Genomic DNA, 21391 nt, shown 5'->3' with positions numbered 1-21391 from the left:
AGACGTATCGCTCGGGATGCCCCAGCCACCCGCCCCCGACTATCCGGCCCAGGTGCGCGCGAGGCTGGAGGCGGATGCCCGGCAGATCATCGGCCGCTATCCGGAGAGCCGCTCCGCGCTGCTGCCGCTGCTGCACCTCGTGCAGTCGGAGGAGGGCCACGTCACCCGCACCGGTATGCGGTTCTGCGCGGAGCTGCTGGATCTGACGACGGCGGAGGTCACCGCGGTCGCCACCTTCTACACCATGTACCGCCGCAAGCCGTCCGGCGACTACCAGGTCGGCGTCTGCACCAACACCCTGTGCGCCGTGATGGGCGGCGACGCGATCTTCGACGGCCTCAAGGAACACCTCGGCGTGGGCAACGGCGAGACCACCGGGGACGGCAAGGTCACCCTCGAGCACATCGAGTGCAACGCGGCCTGCGACTTCGCCCCCGTGGTCATGGTCAACTGGGAGTTCTTCGACAACCAGACACCCGAGTCGGCCCGCCGGCTCGTCGACGACCTGAGGGCGGGGCGCCCCGTCGAACCCACCCGCGGCGCCCCGTTGTGCACGTTCCGGGAGACCGCCCGCATCCTCGCCGGCTTCCCCGACGAGCGCCCCGGGGCCGTCGCGGCCACCGGCGGGGCCGGCCCCGCCACCCTCGTCGGCCTGCAGCTGGCCAGGGGCGAGGCCCCCCAGCCGAGGGTCGTCCACCCCCGCGGCGCCGCTGCGCAGGACGAGCCGCCCGGTGAGCACCCCGGCTCCGATGCCCGCCCCTCGCCCGGCCGGCATCCCGCGACGCGTCCCCCCGGGACGCGGCACGACGCACAGGAGACGTCGGCGTCCGACCCGGCCCACCCGGCCGGACCGGTTTCCGAGGAGGGGGAGTGATGACCGTGTCCACCGAACACGGGCCGGAGGCCGGCGGCGGGACCAGCCCCGAGAAACTGCTCACGCCCGTCCTCTCCGCCTTCTGGGACCGGCCCGAGTCCTGGACCCTGGACACCTACCGCGAGCACGAGGGCTACGAGGGACTGCGCAAGGCCCTCGCGATGGCCCCCGACGAACTGATCGCCTACGTCAAGGACTCCGGACTGCGCGGCCGCGGCGGCGCGGGCTTCCCCACCGGGATGAAGTGGCAGTTCATCCCGCAGGGCGACGGCAAACCGCACTACCTCGTCGTCAACGCCGACGAGTCGGAGCCGGGCACCTGCAAGGACATCCCGCTCCTCTTCGCCAATCCCCACTCCCTCATCGAGGGCATCGTCATCGCCTGCTACGCGATCCGGTCCCGCCACGCCTTCATCTATCTGCGCGGCGAGGTCGTCCCGGTACTGCGCAGGGTGCACGAGGCCGTCCGGGAGGCGTACGACGCGGGCTTCCTCGGCCGGAACATCCTCGGCAGCGGCCTCGACGTCGAAGTCACCGTGCACGCCGGCGCCGGCGCCTACATCTGCGGCGAGGAGACCGCCCTGCTGGACTCCCTGGAAGGCCGGCGCGGTCAGCCCAGGCTGCGGCCCCCCTTCCCCGCGGTCGCCGGTCTGTACGCCTGCCCCACGGTGGTGAACAACGTCGAGTCCATCGCGTCCGTTCCCGCCATCCTCCACCGGGGCAAGGAATGGTTCCGTTCGATGGGCAGCGAGAAGTCCCCCGGCTTCACGCTGTACTCGCTGAGCGGCCATGTCGCCCGCCCCGGCCAGTACGAGGGCCCGCTCGGCATCACCCTGCGCCAACTGCTCGACATGGGCGGCGGCATGCGCCAGGGCCGCCGGCTGAAGTTCTGGACCCCCGGCGGCTCCTCCACCCCGATGTTCACACACGAGCACCTCGACGTGCCGCTGGACTACGAGGGCGTCGCCGCCGCCGGGTCGATGCTCGGCACCAAGGCACTCCAGTGCTTCGACGAGACCACCTGCGTCGTCCGGGCCGTCACCCGCTGGACCGAGTTCTACGCACACGAGTCCTGCGGCAAGTGCACACCCTGCCGCGAAGGCACCTACTGGCTGGTCCAGCTGCTGCACGACATCGAGGCCGGCAAGGGCGTCATGGAGGACCTCGGCAAGCTGAACGACATCGCCGACAACGTCAACGGCAAGTCGTTCTGCGCCCTCGGTGACGGTGCCGCCGCGCCGATCTTCTCCTCGCTGGAGTACTTCCGCGACGAGTACGAGCAGCACATCACCGGCCGGGGCTGCCCCTTCGACCCCGCGAAGTCCACGGCCTGGGCCGTGCCGAACCTGGAGGTGGACGCATGACCGTCACCACGTCCGCCGCGTCCGGAGGCGGGGGGAGCACCGCGGTCCCGCCGGAGGACCTGGTCACGCTGACCATCGACGGCATCGAGATCTCCGTGCCGAAGGGCACCCTGGTCATCCGGGCCGCCGAGCAACTCGGCATCGAGATCCCCCGGTTCTGCGACCACCCCCTCCTCGACCCGGCCGGGGCCTGCCGGCAGTGCATCGTCGAGGTCGAGGGCCAGCGCAAGCCGATGGCCTCCTGCACCATCACCTGCACCGACGGCATGGTCGTGAAGTCGCAGCTCACCTCGCCCGTCGCCGAGAAGGCGCAGCAGGGCGTGATGGAGCTGCTGCTCATCAACCACCCGCTCGACTGCCCCGTCTGCGACAAGGGCGGCGAGTGCCCGCTGCAGAACCAGGCGGTCTCGCACGGCCGCGCCGAGTCCCGCTTCGAGGGCAGGAAGCGCACCTACGAGAAGCCGGTCCACCTCTCCACCCAGGTGCTGCTCGACCGCGAGCGGTGTGTGCTCTGCGCGCGCTGCACCCGCTTCTCCGACCAGATCGCGGGCGACCCGATGATCGAACTCCTGGAGCGCGGCGCGCTGCAGCAGGTCGGCACCGGCGAGGGCGACCCCTTCGAGTCCTACTTCTCCGGGAACACCATCCAGATCTGCCCGGTCGGCGCGCTGACCTCGGCCGCCTACCGGTTCCGCTCCCGGCCCTTCGACCTGGTGTCGTCGCCGGCCGTCTGCGAGCACTGCGCGGGCGGCTGCGCGATCCGCACCGACCACCGGCGCGGCAAGGTGATGCGGCGGCTCGCCGCCGAGGACCCCGAGGTCAACGAGGAGTGGATCTGCGACAAGGGGCGGTTCGCCTTCCGCTACGCCCAGCAGCGCGACCGGCTCACCACCCCGCTCGTCCGCAACATCGAGAGCGGCGAACTGGAGCGCGCGAGCTGGCCGGAGGCGCTGGCGGCGGCCGCCACCGGACTCGCGGCGGCCCACGGCCGGGCCGCGGTGCTCACCGGCGGCCGGCTCACCGCCGAGGACGCCTACGCGTACGCCAAGTTCGCCCGGATCGCCCTCGGCACCAACGACATCGACTTCCGGGCCCGGGTCCACTCCCAGGAGGAGGCCGACTTCCTCGCCGCCCGGGTCGCCGGCCACGGCCGGGATCTCGACCGCGAGGGCGTCACCTGCACCTCCCTGGAGCAGGCCCCGGCCGTGCTGCTGGCCGGCCTCGAAGCGGAGGAGGAGGCCCCCGGCGTCTTCCTCCGGCTGCGCAAGGCCGCGCGCAAGCACGGCCAGCGGACGTTCTCCCTCGCCACGCACACCACCCGCGGTCTGGCGAAGGCCGCGGGCGTGCTGCTGCCGACCGCCCCCGGCACCGAGGCCGAGTGGCTGGACGCGCTGGCGTCCGGCACCGGGCTCGACGGGGACGGCGCCATCGCCGCCGAGGCGCTCCGGTCGGAAGGGGCCGTGATCGTCGTCGGGGAGCGACTGGCCGGGGTGCCGGGCGCGCTGAGCGCCGCGGTGCGCACGGCCGCGGCGACCGGCGCAGGGCTCGTCTGGATCCCGCGCCGGGCCGGGGAGCGCGGCGCGGTCGAGGCGGGCGCCCTGCCGTCGCTGCTGCCCGGCGGCCGCCCCGCGACCGACCCGGGGGCCCGCGAGGAGACCGCGGCGGCCTGGGGCGTACGCGAACTGCCGCACCGCCCCGGCCGGGACACCGGGCAGATCCTGGCGGCTGCCGCGAGCGGCGGACTGGCCGCCCTGGTCGTCGCCGGGGTCGAGGTCGCCGACCTGCCCGACCCCGCCCGCGCCCGCGAGGCGCTCGACGCGGTCGGCTTCCTGGTCTCGCTGGAACTGCGGCCCTCCGAGGTCACCTCACGGGCCGACGTGGTCTTCCCGGTCGCGGCCGTGGCCGAGAAGGCCGGGACGTTCCTCAACTGGGAGGGCAGGGCGCGGCTCTTCGAGGCCGCGCTGAAGCCGGACCAGCTGACCCGCCCGCCGGCCCCGGCGGACGCGCGGGTGCTGCACATGCTCGCCGACGCGCTCGACGTCCATCTCGCCCTGCCCGACCTGCGGTCCGTGCGGCGCGAGATGGACGGCCTCGGCACCTGGACCGGCCCCCGGGCGCAGCGGCCCGCCGGGTCCGCCCGTCCGCTGCCCCGCCCGGGCGAGGGCGAGGCGGTCCTGGCCGGCCACCGGCTCCTGCTCGACCAGGGCCTGCTCCAGGAGGGCGACGAGGCGCTGGCCGGTACCCGGCACGCGGCGGTCGCCCGGCTCTCCGCGGCCACCGCGGCCGAGGCCGGTGTCGAGGACGGGGATCTGCTCGCCGTGAGCGGACCCTCGGGGTCCGTGCGGCTCCCGCTGCGGGTGACCGAGATGCCCGACCGCGTGGTGTGGCTTCCGCTCAACTCGGCAGGCGGCGGTGTGCCGGGCGACACGGGCGCCACGCCCGGCGGGCTTGTCCGCGTCGGCCCCGCGGCAACGGCCGGCCGGGGGACGGCCGGCCCCGACGACGTACCGGAGGTGCGCGCGTGAACCCGGCACTCCTCGACCAGACGCTGCTCGCGGCGGAGGACCTTTCGCTGTTCGGGCGGGACCCCTGGTGGCTGGTCGTCGTCAAGGCGGTGTTCTGCTTCGCCTTCCTGATGGTGACGGTGCTGTTCTCCATCGTGTGGGAGCGCAAGGTCGTGGCCTGGATGCAGTTGCGCATCGGCCCCAACCGGCACGGCCCGTGGGGCCTCCTGCAGTCCCTCGCGGACGGCGTCAAGCTGATGCTCAAGGAGGACGTGGTCGTCAGGCGCGCGGACAAGGTGGTCTACGTCCTCGCACCGATCGTCGCGGCGATCCCGGCGTTCATGGCGATCGCCGTCATCCCGTTCGGCCCGGCGGGCAACGAGGTCTCGATCTTCGGCCAGCGGACCACGATGCAACTCACCGACCTGCCGATCGCGGTGCTCTACCTCCTCGCGGTCGCCTCGATCGGCATCTACGGCATGGTGCTCGCCGGCTGGTCGTCCGGTTCTACGTACCCGCTGCTCGGCGGACTGCGCTCGGTGGCACAGGTGATCTCGTACGAGATCGCCATGGGTGCCGCGTTCGCCTCGGTCTTCCTCTACTCCGGGTCGATGTCGACCTCGACGATCGTTGAGGCGCAGGCGGACCGCTGGTACCTGCTGCTGCTGCCGGTCTCGTTCCTCATCTACGTCGTGACGATGGTCGGCGAGACCAACCGGGCCCCGTTCGACATGCCGGAGTCCGAGGGCGATCTGGTCGGCGGCTTCAACACGGAGTACTCGTCGATCAAGTTCGCGATGTTCATGCTCGCCGAGTACGTCAACATGGTCACCGTCTCTGCGGTGGCCGTCACCCTGTTCCTGGGCGGCTGGCGGGCTCCGTGGCCCGTCAGCACCTTCTGGGAGGGCGCGAACCACGGCTGGTGGCCGATGCTCTGGTTCGTCCTCAAGGTGCAGTTGCTGCTCTTCTTCTTCATCTGGCTGCGCGGCACGCTTCCGCGCGTCCGCTACGACCAGCTGATGAAGCTCGGCTGGAAGGTGCTCATCCCGGTCTCGGTCGTCTGGCTGATGCTCGTGGCGACCGTACGGGCGCTGCGCAACGACGGCCGGGACTTCTCGCAGATCGTGCTGTACGTCGGCGGTGCGGTCCTCGCCGTGCTTCTGCTGTCCTTCGTCGCGGACCTGTTCCGGGACAGGAAGGAGCGGGCCGACGCGGAGGCGAAGGAGGCGGCCGGGGCCGGGGGGGCGGCCGGCGCGTTCGACCCGATGGCCGGCGGCTTCCCGGTGCCTCCGCTGCCCGGACAGGTGCTGCCGCAGGCTCCGCGCAGGCGGCCGCGCCGTGACCGCGAGCTGATTGTCAGTGGTGGATCCGATACTGACAGTGACGGTCCTCGTGACGGAAAGGAGGCTGACGGTGTCTGAGCGATCCGAGGATTCCGGGAGCGCGTTCCAGAATCCGCTCGCCGGCTTCGGCGTGACCTTCAAGGCCATGTTCAAGAAGCGGCTGACCGAGCAGTACCCGGAGCAGCAGAAGACCACGGCGCCGCGCTTCCACGGCCGGCACCAGCTCAACCGGCATCCGGACGGGCTGGAGAAGTGCGTCGGCTGCGAGTTGTGCGCCTGGGCGTGTCCGGCGGACGCGATCTATGTGGAGGGCGCGGACAACACCGAGGAGGAGCGCTACTCGCCGGGCGAGCGGTACGGCCGCGTCTACCAGATCAACTACGCCCGCTGCATCCTCTGCGGGCTGTGCATCGAGGCGTGCCCGACCAGGGCGCTGACGATGACCAACGAGTTCGAGCTGGCCGACAGCTCCCGAGAGAACCTGATCTACACCAAGGAGCAGCTGCTGGCGGGCCTTGAGCCCGGCATGGTCGACACCCCGCACGCGATCCACCCCGGCACGGACGAGCAGGACTACTACCGGGGCCTGGTCACCGAGGCCGCGCCGGGGACCGAGCGCCAGGTGGCCGTCTCCAAGGGAGAGAAGCCCCAAGACGCCGCTTCGGACGCGGGGTCCGCCGAACCGGCGGCGGACAAGGGGGCCGACGCATGAGCGCGCTGGCCGCCGCGGCCTCCACCGGCGAGGCCGTGCAGTTCTGGGTGCTCGGCACCGTCGCCGTCGTCGGGGCGCTGGGCACCATCTTGATGAAGAAGGCCGTGCACAGCGCGCTGTGCCTCGCCGCGACCATGATCATCTTGGCGGTGTTCTACCTCGCCAACGGCGCGTACTTCCTGGGCGTCGTCCAGATCATCGTCTACACCGGCGCGATCATGATGCTCTTCCTCTTCGTCGTGATGCTGGTCGGCGTCACGGCCGCCGACTCCCTCAAGGAGACGCTCAAGGGCCAGCGCTGGTGGGCGGCCCTGTGCGGCATCGGCTTCGGTGTGCTGATGATCGCGGGCATCGGCCAGGCCTCGCTGGGCCCCGGGGCCTTCGTCGGACTCGGCGAGGCCAACGCCGCGGGCAACGTCCAGGGGCTCGCGGCGCTGATCTTCACCAAGTACGTCTTCGCCTTCGAGGCCACCGGCGCCCTGCTCATCACGGCGGCGGTCGGCGCGATGGTGCTCACCCACCGGGAGCGCACCGAGCGCGCCAGGACCCAGCGCGAACTGGCCGAGCAGCGGGTGCGCGAGGCGAGCGCCCCGCCGTCCGCCGCCCCCCACCCCGCGTCGGCGGACTACGGCTGGAAGCTTCCGACCCCGCTGCCCGCCCCGGGCGTGTACGCCCGGCACAACGCCGTGGACATCGCCGGCCTGCTCCCCGACGGCACCCCGTCGGAACTCACCGTCAGCAAGACGCTGCGCGACCGCGGCCAGATCCGCGACGTATCCCGGGAGGCGCTGAACGACCTGAGGGCGCTGGAGCAGCGGTCCGAGGAGCGGCTCGGCCGGGACTGCGACGAACTCGACCGGGGCGGCCGGGGCGAGGGACAGGAGGCAGGCCGGTGAACCCCGTCAACTATCTCTACCTCGCAGCCCTGTTGTTCACGATCGGCGCGTCCGGCGTGCTGATCAGGCGGAACGCGATCGTGGTCTTCATGTGCATCGAGCTCATGCTCAATGCCTGCAACCTCTCGCTCGTCGCCTTCTCCCGGATGCACGGCAATCTCGACGGCCAGATCATCGCGTTCTTCACGATGGTCGTCGCCGCGGCCGAGGTCGTGGTCGGGCTCGCGATCATCGTGTCGCTGTTCCGTTCCCGCCACTCGGCCTCGGTCGACGACGCCAGCCTGATGAAGCTGTAAGGGGTCGCAGACTCGTGGACAACGCAGAGAACCTGATCGCGCTGCTCGTCGCGGCGCCCCTGCTCGGAGCGGTGGTGCTGCTTCTCGGCGGACGCCGACTCGACCGCACGGGCCACTGGGTCGGCACCGCGCTCGCCGGGGCCTCCTTCGTCGTCGCCGTCGTGCTCTTCACCGAGATGCTCGGCCGGCCCGGTGACGACCGCACGCTGTACCAGCATCTGTTCAGCTGGATCCCGGTCGGCGGCTTCCAGGCGGACGTCGCCTTCCAGCTCGACCAGCTGTCGATGACCTTCGTGCTGCTGATCACCGGCGTCGGCTCGCTCATCCATCTGTACTCCGTGGGGTACATGGAGCACGACGAGCGCCGCCGCCGCTTCTTCGGCTACCTCAACCTGTTCCTCGCGGCGATGCTCCTGCTGGTGCTCGCCGACAACTACCTGCTGCTGTACGTCGGGTGGGAGGGCGTCGGCCTGGCCTCGTACCTGCTCATCGGCTTCTGGCAGCACAAACCCAGCGCGGCGACCGCGGCGAAGAAGGCCTTCCTGGTCAACCGGGTCGGGGACATGGGCCTCTCCCTCGCCATCATGGTGATGTTCACCACCTTCGGCACCTTCGCCTTCGGCCCGGTGCTGGACTCCACGGGCAGCGCGTCCGAGGGCACGCTGACCGCCCTGGGGCTGCTCCTGCTGCTCGCCGCGTGCGGCAAGTCCGCCCAGGTGCCGCTGCAGTCCTGGCTCGGGGACGCGATGGAGGGCCCGACCCCGGTCTCCGCCCTGATCCACGCGGCGACCATGGTCACCGCCGGCGTCTACCTGATCACCCGCTCCGGGGCGATCTTCGACGCCGCCCCCGCGGCCCAGCTCGCGGTCGTCACCGTCGGCGCGGTCACGCTGCTCTTCGGTGCGATCGTCGGTTGCGCGAAGGACGACATCAAGAAGGCGCTTGCCGGGTCGACGATGTCGCAGATCGGCTACATGATCCTGGCCGCCGGCCTCGGTCCCGTCGGCTACGCCTTCGCCATCATGCATCTGGTCACCCACGGCTTCTTCAAGGCCGGGCTCTTCCTCGGCGCCGGATCGGTCATGCACGGTATGAACGACGAGGTGGACATGAGGCGGTACGGCGGTCTGCGCAGGTACATGCCGATCACCTTCGTCACCTTCGGCCTCGGCTACCTCGCCATCATCGGGTTCCCCGGCCTGTCCGGCTTCTTCTCCAAGGACAAGATCATCGAGGCGGCCTTCGCCAAGGGCGGCACCGAGGGCTGGATCCTCGGCGGCGCGGCCCTGCTGGGCGCGGCCATCACGGCCTTCTATATGACGCGTGTGATGCTGATGACCTTCTTCGGCGAGAAGCGCTGGCAGCCCGACGCCAAGGGCGAACTGCCGCACCCGCACGAGTCGCCCCGGACGATGACCGCCCCGATGATCGTCCTCGCCTTCGGCTCGGTCTTCGCCGGCGGGCTGCTCTCCTGGCACGAGTCGTTCGTGAAGTGGCTGGAGCCGGTCACCGGCTTCGACCACGGCCATGCGCCGCTCGGCGCCGCCGCGATCACGACCGCGACGGTCGCGGCGATGGTCCTCGGTGTCGCCCTGGCCTATCTCCAGTACGGCCGGCGCCCGGTACCGGCCACCCCGCCGCGGGGCTCGCTGCTCACCCGCGCCGCCCGCCGCGACCTCCTCCAGGACGACCTCAACCACGTGGTCCTGGTCCGGGGCGGCGAGCACCTGACCCGGTCGCTCGTGTACGTCGACCACAGCCTTGTCGACGGGGTCGTCAACGGCACGGCGGCGTCCTTCGGCGGCCTCTCCGGCCGGCTGCGCAAGCTGCAGAACGGCTACGCCCGCACCTACGCGGTCACGATGTTCGGAGGTGCGGCGGTGCTGATCGCTGCGACCCTGCTGATGAGGGCGGTGTAACCGACATGTCCTTCCCGCTCCTCACCGCGGCGGCGGCGCTCCCGGCACTCGGCGCGATCGCCACCGCCGCCGTCCCCGCCGGCCGGCGCACCGCGGCCAAGTGGCTGGCCCTGCTGGTCTCCCTGGGCACGCTCGCGCTGGCGGCGGTGATCGCCGTCCGGTTCGAGCCCGGAGGCGAGCGCTACCAGCTCACCGAATCCCACGCCTGGATCGCGGACTTCGGGGTCCGCTACGAACTGGGCGTGGACGGCATCGCGGTGGCGCTGATCGCGCTGACCGCCGTGCTGATCCCGTTCATCATCCTGGCCGGCTGGAACGACGCCGACCCCGCTCCTGACGCCGCCCCCGGCCTCGGGGGTGCCGCACCCGGCTCCGGCGGCACCCCCGCCGGGGCGAAGCACTACCGGTGGCGGCCGACCCAGGGCTTCTTCGCCCTGATCCTCTCGGTCGAGGCGATGGTGATCCTCTCCTTCGAGGCCACCGACGTCTTCCTCTTCTACATCCTCTTCGAGGCCATGCTCATCCCGATGTACTTCCTCATCGGCGGCTTCGGGGACCGCGCCCACGCGGGCAGCGACGAGCACGCGGCGGCCCAGCGCTCCTACGCCGCGGTGAAGTTCCTCCTGTACAACCTGGTCGGCGGCCTCATCATGCTGGCCGCGGTCATCGGGCTGTACGTGGTCGCGGGGAACTTCTCGCTGACGGAGATCGCCGCGGCCCGCGCGGACGGCACGCTGGAGATGGCGGCCACCATCGAACGGCTGCTGTTCCTCGGCTTCTTCTTCGCCTTCGCGGTGAAGGCACCGCTGTGGCCGCTGCACACCTGGCTTCCCAACGCGATGGGCGAGTCGACCGCTCCGGTCGCCGTGCTGATCACCGCGGTGGTCGACAAGGTCGGCACGTTCGCCATGCTGCGCTTCTGCCTCGGGCTGTTCCCCGAGGCCTCCGCGTGGGCGACTCCGGTGATCCTGGGCCTGGCACTGGTCAGCATCGTCTACGGTGCGCTGCTCGCCGTCGGTCAGCGCGACATCAAGCGCCTGATCGCCTATGCGTCGATCTCCCACTTCGGCTTCATCGTCATGGGCATCTTCGCGATGACCACCCAGGGCCAGTCGGGGTCCACGCTCTACATGGTCAACCACGGGATCTCGACCGCCGCGCTGATGCTGGTGGCCGGCTTCCTGATCTCGCGGCGCGGCTCCCGGCTCATCGCCGACTACGGAGGAGTGCAGAAGGTCGCGCCGGTCCTCGCCGGCACCTTCCTGATCGGCGGCCTGGCGACCCTGTCGCTTCCGGGACTCGCGCCGTTCGTCAGCGAGTTCCTGGTCCTCGTCGGGACGTTCACGCGCTACCCGGTGGTCGGGGTCATCGCGACCCTCGGCATCGTGCTCGCCGCGCTCTACACGCTGGTGCTGTACCAGCGGACCATGACCGGACCGGTGAAGGAGGAGGTGCGGACCCTGCCCGATCTGCGGCTGCGCGAACTGGTGGTGGTCACCCCGCTCATCGCACTGCTGATCTTCCTCGGCGTCTATCCGAAGCCGCTGACGGACATCGTCAACCCGGCCGTCGAGCACACCATGTCCGACGTCCGGCAGAAGGACCCCCGGCCCGAGGTGGAGGCGGCCCAGTGAGCACGACAGCTGTCCACAGCCTGTGGATCACGGCGGCCCAGCCGCTGGACAAGATCCAGGCCCCGCACATCGAGTACGCACAACTCGCGCCGATGATCATCGTGTTCGGTGCGGCGATCCTCGGTGTGCTGGTCGAAGTCCTCGTCCCGCGCAGGAGCCGCCACCACACCCAGATGTTCCTCGCCGTCGTCGCGCTGACCGCCGCGTTCGCCGCGGTCCTCGGCCTGGCCGCCGGGGGCTACGGCACGACCAGGGCGGGCATCGCGGCGATGGGCGCCATCGCGGTCGACGGACCTGCCCTGTTCCTGCAGGGCACGATCCTGCTGGCTGCGCTGGTCTCGGTCTTCACCTTCGCCGAGCGGCGGCTGGACCCCTCGGCGGACGGCAGGCGCGTCGACTCCTTCGCCGCACAGGCCGCCTCCGTACCGGGCAGCGACAGCGAGAAGGCCGCGGTCAAGGCCGGGTTCACCACCACCGAGGTGTTCCCGCTGGCCCTCTTCGCCGTGGCGGGCATGCTCGTCTTCCCCGCGGCCAACGACCTGCTGACGCTGTTCATCGCACTGGAGGTCTTCTCCCTCCCGCTCTACCTGCTGTGCGCACTGGCCCGCCGCAAACGGCTGATGTCGCAGGAGGCCGCGGTGAAGTACTTCCTCCTCGGGGCCTTCTCCTCCGCTTTCTTCCTCTTCGGCATCGCCCTGGTGTACGGCTACGCGGGCTCGGTCGCCTACGCGCGCATCGCCGACGTGGTCGACGGCACCGTGCAGACCATCGACCCGGCGCTCGCCGCCACCATGGGCAACGACGCACTGCTGCTGATCGGCGGAGCCATGCTCCTCATGGGGCTGCTCTTCAAGGTCGGCGCTGTGCCGTTCCACATGTGGACCCCGGACGTCTACCAGGGCGCGCCCACCCCGGTCACCGGGTTCATGGCGGCGGCCACCAAGGTCGCGGCGTTCGGCGCACTGCTCCGGCTGCTCTATGTGGTGCTGCCCGGGCTGAGCTGGGACTGGCGGCCGGTCATGTGGGCGATCGCCATCGTCACCATGCTGGGCGGGGCGATCGTCGCCATCACCCAGACCGACATCAAGCGCCTACTGGCGTACTCCTCGATCGCGCACGCCGGCTTCATCCTCGCCGGTGTCATCGCGGCGACTCCGGAAGGCATCTCGTCGGTGCTCTTCTATCTGCTGGCGTACTCCTTCGTCACCATCGGCGCGTTCGCCGTGGTCACGCTGGTGCGCGACGCGGGCGGGGAGGCCACCCACCTGTCCAAGTGGGCCGGTCTCGGCAGGCGGTCGCCGCTGGTGGCGGCGGTCTTCGCGGTGTTTCTGCTGGCCTTCGCCGGGATCCCGCTGACCTCGGGCTTCTCCGGAAAGTTCGCCGTGTTCCGGGCGGCGGCGGAGGGAGGCGCCGGAACGCTGGTCGTGATCGGCGTGATCTCCTCCGCGATCGCCGCGTTCTTCTATATCCGGGTGATCGTGCTGATGTTCTTCAGCGAGCCGAGGCCGGAGGGCCCGACGGTCGCCGTTCCGTCACCGCTGACGATGACGACGATCGCGGTCGGTGTCGCGGTCACCCTGGTGCTCGGAGTCGCCCCCCAGTACTTCCTGGATCTGGCGGGTCAGGCGAGCGTGTTCGTGCGGTAGGCGGCGGTGCTGCGGGGGTTCCTCTCCCACCCGGCCCGAGGGCCCGGCGCCCTCCGACAGGGATCCCGTCGCCGACGGCATCCCCCGGAGGGCACCGGGCATCCGCTCCACCGCGAGCGGCCACGCCGGTGGCCCGCGGGCGGCCGGTGGCGGGAGGTGCTCCCGCCACCGGCCCGCGCCGTCCTGGACCGGCCCCGTCGGCCCCCGTCGGTCCGCACGGCCGGGCCGCCCGGAAAGGACTACGCTCGGTGATAGGGCGAGGCCGTCGGCCGAGTCGGTCGAGGAGGAACGTCATGATCGACCAATACCAGGAGCCCGAGTACACCACGCCCTCGCAGGCCGAGGGAGAAGACCGGGAATCGACGGAGGAGCAGCACCCCGACGTCGACCGGACCACACCGTCCCAGGCCGAGGGCGAGCGCATCGGTGACGACACGAGCTGACGGACTCCGAAGCGGGGCGGGATCCGGGGACGCCGGCCCGGCCGGCCGCGCCCGGGTAGCGGGCCGCTCCGCCGGCCCGGGCAGGGCCTCGGCCGTTCACAGGGGCCCGCCGAAGCGCGCCTGCGCGGAAGGGCCCGCTGTCAGCCCACGGCGGGCGTGATCCGGCCGGTGACCTCGCCGAGGCCGACCCTGACGCCGTCCGCGCCGGGTGCCCACGCGGTGACGGTGACCTCGTCCCCGTCCTCCAGGAACGTCCGCTTCCCGTCCGGCAGCTCGAGCGGCTCACGGCCGTTCCAGGTGAGTTCGAGGAGCGAGCCGCGCTGGTGCACGTCGGGACCGCTGACCGTGCCGGAGCCGTAGAGGTCCCCGGTGCGCAGCGAGGCACCGTTGACGGTCATATGGGCCAGTTGCTGGGCCGCGGTCCAGTACATGGTGGCGAACGGCGGCTCGGACACGATCCGACCGTTGACGGCGACGGAGATGCGCAGGTCGAAGCCGCCCGGCTCCTCGTCACCCGAGTCGTCGAGGTACGGCAGCAGGCCGAAGTCCCGGGCGGGCGGGGAGACCCGGGCCGCGTCGAGGGCCTCCAGCGGGGTGACCCAGGCTGCAACGGACGTGGCGAACGACTTGCCGAGGAACGGGCCGAGCGGCACATACTCCCAGGCCTGGATGTCGCGGGCGGACCAGTCGTTGAGCAGCTGCAGGCCGAAGACGTGGTCTCGGAAACCGGAGAGCGGGACGGGCCGGCCCAGCTCGGACGGGGTGCCGACGACGAAGCCGACCTCCGCCTCGATGTCCAGTTTGACCGACGGGCCGAAGACGGGGGCCGCGTCGCCGGGGGCCTTGCGCTGCCCGGACGGGCGGATCACCTCTGTCCCGGACACGACGACGGTTCCCGAGCGTCCGTGGTAACCGATCGGCAGGTGCTTCCAGTTGGGTGTGAGCGGCTCGCCGTCCGGCCGGAAGATGCGGCCGACGTTGGTGGCGTGGTGCTCGCTGGCGTAGAAGTCCACATAGTCGGCGACCTCGTAGGGGAGGTGGAGGGCCACCGACCCCAGCGGGTGGAGCAGCGGCTCGATGTCCTGGCGGTGGGCCGGCACCGTCACCCAGGCGGTGAGCGCCCGGCGCACGTCCCGCCAGGCGGTGCGGCCGGCCGCGAGCAGCGGGCCGAGACCGGGCTGTGCGAGCAGCGCCGCGTAGGGGGAGCCGAGGGTCTGCGCCGCGGCTCCCGCGTCGAGCACATGGCCGCCGATCCGGACCCCGAGCCGGCGCCGGCCCGGCTCGTCCGCCGTGGTGAAGACGCCGTACGGGAGGTTGTGCGGGCCGAAGGGGTCGCCCTCGGCCAGATCGAGCGGGCTCTGCTCGGGCATCGGTGCTTGCCTCGCTTTCCACGGGTGTCGAGGACACGTTACGTGGAGTGTGCAGCCGGCGTCAGGGCCGCTCGGGGACCGGGGGCGGGCCGGCCCCGGTCCGCCGTACGGCAGAAGGCGCTGCCCGGGCGTCGGCCGCTCCACGGCCGCTCCACGGCCGTGCCGCCCGGGCCCTCGGCAGTCCTCCCTGCGGGGCCCGGATGCCGTCCGCGCGGGACCCGTGCGGGTCGCCGGTGCCGATCGCGATGACGGCGGTCCACGGTGGATCCGGCGCGCTGCTGCGGGGCCCGCACCGCCCGGCGGCAGGGAAGGGCGGCAGCGTTCCGCCGGCCTGTTCACGCCCGCTCCCGCGGGCACGATCGGGAGTCCGGACAAGGAGCCCAAGCCCAGTCCTATCGGCTGATCAAGAACATACCGGGGAGGCGGGAAGGCGCCCATGGTGATCGAAAGGCGACCGGATACGCTGACTTGAGTGGGAGCAGCGACACATCGACAATCCGTGTGATCGTCAGCAGACAGGAGTACCTCTCGTGACCGTCGTCGGGCCGTTCGGGCTGAGCGTGCGGGACCAGGCTCTTGAGGCCGATGTCCAGGCCGGATTGGCGGCCGTGGAGTCGGGGCTTCTCGACGCCACCAAGAGCGAGGTGCCCTTCATCACGGAGGCTGCGCAGCACCTCGTCCGGGCCGGCGGGAAGCGGTTCCGGCCGCTCCTGGTGATGCTGGCGGCCCAGTTCGGCGACCCCGATGCCTCGGGTGTGGTGCCCTCGGCCGTGGTCGTCGAGCTGACCCACCTGGCGACGCTCTACCACGACGACGTGATGGACGAGGCCGAGGTGCGGCGCGGAGTGCCCAGCGCCAACGCGCGCTGGGGGAACTCCCTCGCCGTCCTCACCGGCGACTTCCTCTTCGCCCGCGCCTCGCACATCCTGGCTGATCTCGGCCCCGAGGCCGTCCGCATCCAGGCCGAGGCGTTCGAGCGCCTGGTGACCGGCCAGATCCTGGAGACGGCGGGTCCGCGCGACGGCCGGGACCCGGTGGAGCACTACCTGGACGTGCTGCGCGGCAAGACGGGGTCGCTCGTCGCCGTCTCCTGCCGGTTCGGGGCCATGATGTCGGGCGCCGACGAGCGGATCACCGACGTCCTCACCCAGTACGGCGAGCGCCTCGGCGTCGCCTTCCAGCTCGCCGACGACGTCCTCGACATCGCGTCCGACTTCCACGAGTCCGGCAAGACCCCCGGCACCGATCTGCGCGAGGGCGTCGCCACCCTCCCCGTGCTCCGGCTTCGTGAGCAGGCGGCCGCACACGGCCGGCGGGAGGACCTGGAGCTGGTCGAGTTGCTCTCCGGTGATCTCACGGATGACGGCCGGCACGCGGAAGCGCTGGCGCGGCTGCGGGCCCATTCCGCTCTGGCGCAGGCCAGGCGGGACACGGTGCGCTCGGCGCAGGAGGCCCGCGCGAAGCTGACGGCGCTCCCCGAGTGCACCGCCAGGGCCGCGCTAGAGGAGCTGTGCGACGCGGTGGTCCACCGCGCGGGCTGACGCCCTGGCCGCGGGGCCGGCCCCGCGCCGTCGCCGGCCGGGTGTGCGGCTGCCGCCGCGCGGGGCGCCGCATCGACCTCCCGACCCCTAGTGGAATGGTGCCCGAACCGGCCCCGGGGTCATACCGCAGCAGTACGCGGAGTTGGCCCCCGGGGCTGACGCGCAGAGCGGCGTGCTGTGGTCGGATGGACGGCAACCACTCCTCACCGATGCAACCGCAGAGGGTGAGTATGGCGGCGCGGGGTGGACTCGTGCACTGGACGGACGACGCCGCCGATCACGGAGGTAGGGCACACCATGGCACCGAACGACACCGCACGAACCACCGAGGAGGCGGGGGAGGGCAGCGCCGTCCGCCGGAGGGCGGGGCGCTACGCGGTCCCGGTCGCGGTGGCGGGGGTCGCCGCGGCGACTATCGGGCTCGTTCCCGCGCTCGCCGTGTCCGGTGACCCCGAACTGCCGGAGGTCACGGCCCGGGAACTGATAGCGAAGATCGCCGCGTCGGACGCGGAGCAGCTGTCCGGGACGGTCAGAATCAGTACCGACCTCGGTCTGCCGTCGCTCGCCGGGCTGGTCGGGGACGCCGCGGACGGACTCGTGCCCGGCGCGGGCGGCTCGTCCGCCGCGCCTGACGCCAGGCTGATGGAGCTGGCGTCCGGCACCCACACGCTGCGGGTCGCGGTCGACGGCCCGGAACGCCAGAAGCTGTCGGTCCTCGACGACGCCGCGGAGTACAGCGTGCTCCGCAACGGCGACGATGTCTGGGCCTACGGCAGCGAGTCCGGCGAGGTCTACCACGGCGGGGGCGCCGGTGCGGCCGCAGAGCGCGAGCGCCCGGCCCTGCCGGAGCCGCCCACCACCCCGAAGGAGTTCGCCGACGAGGTGCTGAAGGCCGCGGGCGACACCACCTCGGTGACCGTCGACGGCACGGCCAGGATCGCCGGCCGTGACGCCTACCGGTTGCTGGTGAAGCCCGAGCAGAGCGGCTCGACCGTCGGCTCCGTCAGGATCGCGGTGGACGCCGAGAACGGGGTGCCGCTGAAGTTCACCCTGCTGCCGAGCGGCGGCGGAAAGGCCGTGGTCGACGCGGGCTTCACCAAGGTCGACTTCTCCCGGCCGGCCGCGTCGACCTTCGAGTTCACCCCGCCGGAGGGCGCGAAGGTGATCGAGGCGGATGAGCTCGACGGAGGGGAGCAGGGGGCGCCGGAGCACGGCGTGGGGCTGGGAGGGCTTGAGGGCCTGAAGGGCCTGAAAGCCATCGAGGGCCTGGGGCCCGTCGGTGAGGACGGCCAGGGGGTCGACGTCATCGGCGAGGGCTGGACGGCCATCGCCCAGATCACGGCTCCCGGCGGCGGGGGTACCGTCGCTCCGGAGCCGGGCGACGCCCCGCCGGAGGCCCGGAGCTTCCTGGAGTCCTTCGGCGACCGGGTGAAGGGCGATTTCGGTACCGGCACGGTCTACAAGACCCGCCTGGTCAACGCGCTGATAACCGACGACGGCACGCTCTATGTCGGCGCGGTCACACGGGATGCCCTCGTCGGGGCGGCGAACGCGGCGAACACGGCGAACGCGGCGAGGTAGGACGGCCGGTGCACGCACGGACAGCGCCGCGGTGTGAGGGCGCGGTGCCGGTATCGGCGGTATCAGCGGTATTGGCGGTATTGGCGGTACGGAAACGGCCGCATGCGCACGCGGTGTCGCGTGCGCATGCGGCCCGTGGGGGGTGGGTCCGGAGCTTGCGGTCCTAGAAGGTGAGCCGCCAGCTGTCGATGTAGCCGGTGTCATAGCGGGCCACGTCCTGCACCCTGAGCTGCCAGGTGCCGTTCGCCGTCTCGCCGGAGGCGTTCACGGTGTACGTCGTGATGACGTTGTCGGCGGAGTCGCTGCCGCTGGAGTCCTTCAGCCGGTACGCGGTGCCGTCCGGCGCGAGCAGATCGACCACGAGGTCGCCGCGCCAGGTGTGCTTGATGTCCACGCCCACCTCGAGATCGGCCGGCGCGTTGCCCGCGCGGCCGGACACGGTCACGGACGAGGCCACCGCGGCACCGTTGTCCGGGATGGCGACGTCCACCGTGGTCTCGTAGACATCCCCGGGGGGCACGGTCGACCCGGCGGACAGGGTCCAGACGGCGTGCGCCATGGCGTCGCTGTTGCGGTCGAGCGCCGTGTCGTCGATGTTCGAGGTGGTGTCGCAGGACGTGTGGTAGCAGCGGTCGAAGGCCTGGCCGGCCGTGCCGCCCCACTTCTGGGCCTGCGCAGTCGACTTGGTGCGGCTGGCGCCCGTGAACAGACCACCCACCGCTATCCCGACGTTCTTGAACGAGGCATGGTCCGAACGGCCGTCGCCCTCGGTCTCGATCTCGGTCGGTACACCGATTCCGGCGTAGAAGTCCTTGAAGGTCTGCTCGATCACCGGGTCGTCGTCGTAGACGAAGTAGCCGGGGTTCGGTGATCCGATCATGTCGAAGTTGAGATAGCCGGAGACCTTGGCACGGTCCGTGGAGGAGAGGTTGCCGACGTAGTACCGCGAACCGACGAGTCCCAGCTCCTCAGCGCCCCACCAGGCGAACCGCAGATGCTTCTCGGGCTGCAACTCGGCACGGGAGACGGCGAGGGCGGTCTCCAGCACACCCGCCGAGCCGGAGCCGTTGTCGTTCATGCCCGCTCCCGAGCTCACCGAGTCGAGATGGGCGCCGGCCATCAGCACCTGGTTGGGGTCGCCGCCCGGCCAGTCGGCGATCAGGTTGTAGCCGGTGGAGCCGGCGGAGGTGAACTGCTGCACGGTCGTGGTGAATCCGGCCGCGTCCAGCTTGGCCTTCACATAGTCGAGCGAGGCCTTGTAGCCGGGCCTGCCGTGGGCGCGGTTGCCGCCGTTGGCGCCGGCTATGGACTGGAGCTGGGACAGATGCGCCTTGACGTTGGCCAGCGGTATGTCCGGCGCCGCGGGCGCTGCCGGGGAAGCGGCGGCGGCTGCCCGGGAGACGGGCGCGGGTGGTCCACCGGGTGCAGCGGTGGCCGGAACCGCCGCGGTGAGCAGTCCGGCGAGGGCGAGTGCGGTGGCGGCGGCGGTACGTCTGTGCGCGGAGTGACTCATGTGGGGCTCCGGATTCCGTACGGGGACAGGACGGAACGTGCGGGACTCCGTGCGACGACGGCGTCGCAGGGTGCTGGAGCTGTGGGCGGTGCGGCTGTGTGCTGAATGTTCAGCGAGATGATGACTGACCGTCAAGGGCGGAAACCGGTCAGTCGGGTTCGATAGGCGGACGACGCGGAACCGTCGATCCCATACGGCGCCGGCAGCGGGATCCGTCTGGTGCCGCACCGGGGAGGACCCGCAGACCGCTGTCGGGAGGTTTCCGGCTCCGTTCCTTCCGTCGCTTCCGTCGCTTCCGTCGTTTCGCTCTGCCGACTCCGCCGACCGCGCCCAGGGTGCCCGCCGTTACCGTTGTGCCCGTTGTGCCCGTTGGCGGGGAGCGGTGGGAGCGGTGGGGGCGGTGGGGCAGGGCGTGCTTCCCCGGGCGCGGCCCTGTTCCCGGAGCGTCGGGACGCTGTCAGGCGGCGGGCTCGGGGTGCCGCCCGGACGCCGCCTCCGGAGCCGCCGGTGTGTCGGGTGTCGAGACCGCGGCCGCGGCGCGCGCCGCGGTGGCCAGCCGCGCCGCCTCCGCCCGGACCCGCCTGGCGTTGCGCAGCGCGTCCCAGGTGAGGATGGTCAACGCCAGCCAGACCAGCGAGAAGCCCGCCCACCGCTCGGCGGGCATGGCCTCGTGGAAGTAGAGGACGCCCAGCAGGAACTGGAACACCGGTGCGAGGTACTGCAGCAGACCCAGTGTCGACAGCGGAACCCGGATCGCGGCCGCGCCGAAGCAGATCAGCGGCACGGCGGTGACGATCCCGGTGGCGGCGAGCAGTGCGGCGTGGCCGGCTCCGTGCGCGCCGAAATCGGCCGTACCCCGGGAGCCCAGCCACAGCAGAAAGGCGAGGGCCGGCAGGAACTGCACCGCCGTCTCCGCCGCCAGCGACTCGAGGCCGCCGATGTTGGTCTTCTTCTTGATCAGTCCGTAGACGGCGAAGGTCAAGGCCAGGACCAACGAGATCCACGGCGGGCGGCCGTATCCGACCGTGAGCACCAGCACCGCGGCGAAGCCGACGCCGACGGCCGTCCACTGCGCGGGCCGTAGCCGCTCCTTCAGCAGCAGCACGCCCATCGCGATGGTGACCAGCGGGTTGATGAAGTAGCCGAGGGACGCCGCCACCACCTGGCCATTGTTGACCGCCCAGATGTAGACACCCCAGTTCACCGTGATCACTGTGGCGGCGACAGTGATCAGGCCGAGCCTGCGCCGGTCGCGGAGCAGCGGGCGCATCCATCCCCAGCGGCGCAGCACCAGCAGGGCGATCCCGACGACCGCGAGGGACCAGACCATGCGGTGGGCGAGGATCTCGACGGCGCCGGCCGGCTTCAGCAGCGGCCAGAAGAGCGGGACCAGTCCCCACATCCCGTAGGCGCCCATCCCGTACAGCAGGCCCATGCGCTGCTCGTTGTCCGCCTTCACCGAATCTCCTGCCGCACCGTGCCGCCCTGTCCCGGTCGAAGGTAGCGCCGGGCGGGGTGGGATGTCATGTTCGTATCGCCATACGGTCATGACGGGGCTGTCCGGCCCGGTCCGCCGAGGCCGTCGCGACGGTCTTCCCGGCCGCTGGTTCCCGGGTGCGCGGCTCAGGGGACCGGGGGCGGTGCACCCGGGCAGGGCTGCCTTTCCCCGTGCGGGGGTTTCCGCGAGCGGGGTGGCCGGTCTGAGGGCGGGAGGGGAGCGGCGGGGTCCGCTACGGCCGGCGCCCCCTGCCGCGG

16 protein-coding genes are annotated in these 21391 nt (G+C 71.6%); 13 read left to right on the top strand and 3 right to left on the bottom strand.

Annotated features, from left to right (window positions below):
- Positions 1-16 precede the first annotated feature (16 nt).
- The 11 genes from nuoE to SCWH03_RS11750 all read left to right on the top strand — a co-directional run bounded on the left by nuoE (position 17) and on the right by SCWH03_RS11750 (position 13631).
- Positions 17-874: an NADH-quinone oxidoreductase subunit NuoE gene (gene nuoE / locus SCWH03_RS11800; RefSeq protein ID WP_173264197.1), complete on the top strand. Its 858-nt coding sequence runs from the start codon at positions 17-19 to the stop codon at positions 872-874.
- Positions 874-2238, top strand: coding sequence for an NADH-quinone oxidoreductase subunit NuoF (nuoF, locus tag SCWH03_RS11795; RefSeq protein ID WP_173264094.1), 1365 nt, complete (start codon positions 874-876; stop codon positions 2236-2238). Before nuoE ends, nuoF begins: the two co-directional genes overlap by 1 nt.
- The gene (locus SCWH03_RS11790; RefSeq protein WP_173264093.1) at positions 2235-4763 is read left to right on the top strand and encodes an NADH-quinone oxidoreductase subunit G; all 2529 of its coding nucleotides are present in this window, start codon (positions 2235-2237) and stop codon (positions 4761-4763) included. Before nuoF ends, SCWH03_RS11790 begins: the two co-directional genes overlap by 4 nt.
- Complete coding sequence (gene nuoH, locus SCWH03_RS11785; protein ID WP_173264092.1) at positions 4760-6163, top strand: NADH-quinone oxidoreductase subunit NuoH; 1404 nt, start codon at positions 4760-4762, stop codon at positions 6161-6163. The genes SCWH03_RS11790 and nuoH overlap by 4 nt, the downstream gene beginning before the upstream one ends.
- Positions 6156-6797: an NADH-quinone oxidoreductase subunit NuoI gene (gene nuoI / locus SCWH03_RS11780; protein ID WP_173264091.1), complete on the top strand. Its 642-nt coding sequence runs from the start codon at positions 6156-6158 to the stop codon at positions 6795-6797. The genes nuoH and nuoI overlap by 8 nt, the downstream gene beginning before the upstream one ends.
- On the top strand, positions 6794-7693 hold the full coding sequence (locus SCWH03_RS11775) for an NADH-quinone oxidoreductase subunit J (protein ID WP_173264090.1): 900 nt from the start codon (positions 6794-6796) through the stop codon (positions 7691-7693). The genes nuoI and SCWH03_RS11775 overlap by 4 nt, the downstream gene beginning before the upstream one ends.
- Positions 7690-7989, top strand: a complete 300-nt coding sequence (gene nuoK, locus SCWH03_RS11770; RefSeq protein WP_017948731.1) for an NADH-quinone oxidoreductase subunit NuoK — start codon at positions 7690-7692, stop codon at positions 7987-7989. The genes SCWH03_RS11775 and nuoK overlap by 4 nt, the downstream gene beginning before the upstream one ends.
- 14 nt (positions 7990-8003) lie before the next feature.
- Positions 8004-9908 (top strand): NADH-quinone oxidoreductase subunit L, encoded by a 1905-nt coding sequence (nuoL, locus tag SCWH03_RS11765; RefSeq protein ID WP_173264089.1) that lies wholly within the window; start codon positions 8004-8006, stop codon positions 9906-9908.
- A gap of 5 nt (positions 9909-9913) precedes the next feature.
- The gene (locus tag SCWH03_RS11760; protein WP_173264088.1) at positions 9914-11542 is read left to right on the top strand and encodes an NADH-quinone oxidoreductase subunit M; all 1629 of its coding nucleotides are present in this window, start codon (positions 9914-9916) and stop codon (positions 11540-11542) included.
- Positions 11539-13188 carry an NADH-quinone oxidoreductase subunit NuoN gene (nuoN, locus tag SCWH03_RS11755; protein WP_173264087.1) on the top strand — a complete coding sequence of 550 codons (1650 nt, stop codon included), beginning with the start codon at positions 11539-11541 and terminating at the stop codon, positions 13186-13188. The genes SCWH03_RS11760 and nuoN overlap by 4 nt, the downstream gene beginning before the upstream one ends.
- Positions 13189-13481: 293 nt before the next feature.
- On the top strand, positions 13482-13631 hold the full coding sequence (locus tag SCWH03_RS11750; RefSeq protein WP_173264086.1) for a hypothetical protein: 150 nt from the start codon (positions 13482-13484) through the stop codon (positions 13629-13631).
- Between the two features lie 140 nt (positions 13632-13771).
- On the opposite strand, the gene fahA is transcribed toward SCWH03_RS11750, so the two are convergent.
- Positions 13772-15001 carry a fumarylacetoacetase gene (fahA, locus tag SCWH03_RS11745; RefSeq protein ID WP_173264085.1) on the bottom strand — a complete coding sequence of 410 codons (1230 nt, stop codon included), beginning with the start codon at positions 14999-15001 and terminating at the stop codon, positions 13772-13774.
- 530 nt (positions 15002-15531) lie between these two features.
- Here fahA and SCWH03_RS11740 point away from each other — a divergent pair.
- Both SCWH03_RS11740 and SCWH03_RS11735 read left to right on the top strand, forming a co-directional pair.
- Complete coding sequence (locus SCWH03_RS11740) at positions 15532-16542, top strand: polyprenyl synthetase family protein (RefSeq protein ID WP_173264084.1); 1011 nt, start codon at positions 15532-15534, stop codon at positions 16540-16542.
- A gap of 297 nt (positions 16543-16839) precedes the next feature.
- Positions 16840-18123 carry a LolA family protein gene (locus tag SCWH03_RS11735; protein WP_173264083.1) on the top strand — a complete coding sequence of 428 codons (1284 nt, stop codon included), beginning with the start codon at positions 16840-16842 and terminating at the stop codon, positions 18121-18123.
- A gap of 163 nt (positions 18124-18286) precedes the next feature.
- Here SCWH03_RS11735 and SCWH03_RS11730 read toward each other — a convergent pair whose 3' ends face one another.
- Both SCWH03_RS11730 and rarD read right to left on the bottom strand, forming a co-directional pair.
- On the bottom strand, positions 18287-19636 hold the full coding sequence (locus tag SCWH03_RS11730) for a M28 family metallopeptidase (RefSeq protein ID WP_173264082.1): 1350 nt from the start codon (positions 19634-19636) through the stop codon (positions 18287-18289).
- A gap of 457 nt (positions 19637-20093) precedes the next feature.
- Positions 20094-21095: an EamA family transporter RarD gene (gene rarD / locus SCWH03_RS11725; RefSeq protein ID WP_173264081.1), complete on the bottom strand. Its 1002-nt coding sequence runs from the start codon at positions 21093-21095 to the stop codon at positions 20094-20096.
- Between the last annotated feature and the right edge of the window lie 296 nt (positions 21096-21391).

Origin of the sequence: Streptomyces pacificus (assembly GCF_011766325.1) — a bacterium.
In the GTDB taxonomy this organism is placed as follows: Bacteria; Actinomycetota; Actinomycetes; order Streptomycetales; family Streptomycetaceae; genus Streptomyces; species Streptomyces pacificus.
The sequence above is the reverse complement of the archived record's forward strand: the minus strand, read 5'-3'. Positions and strand labels throughout refer to the sequence as shown.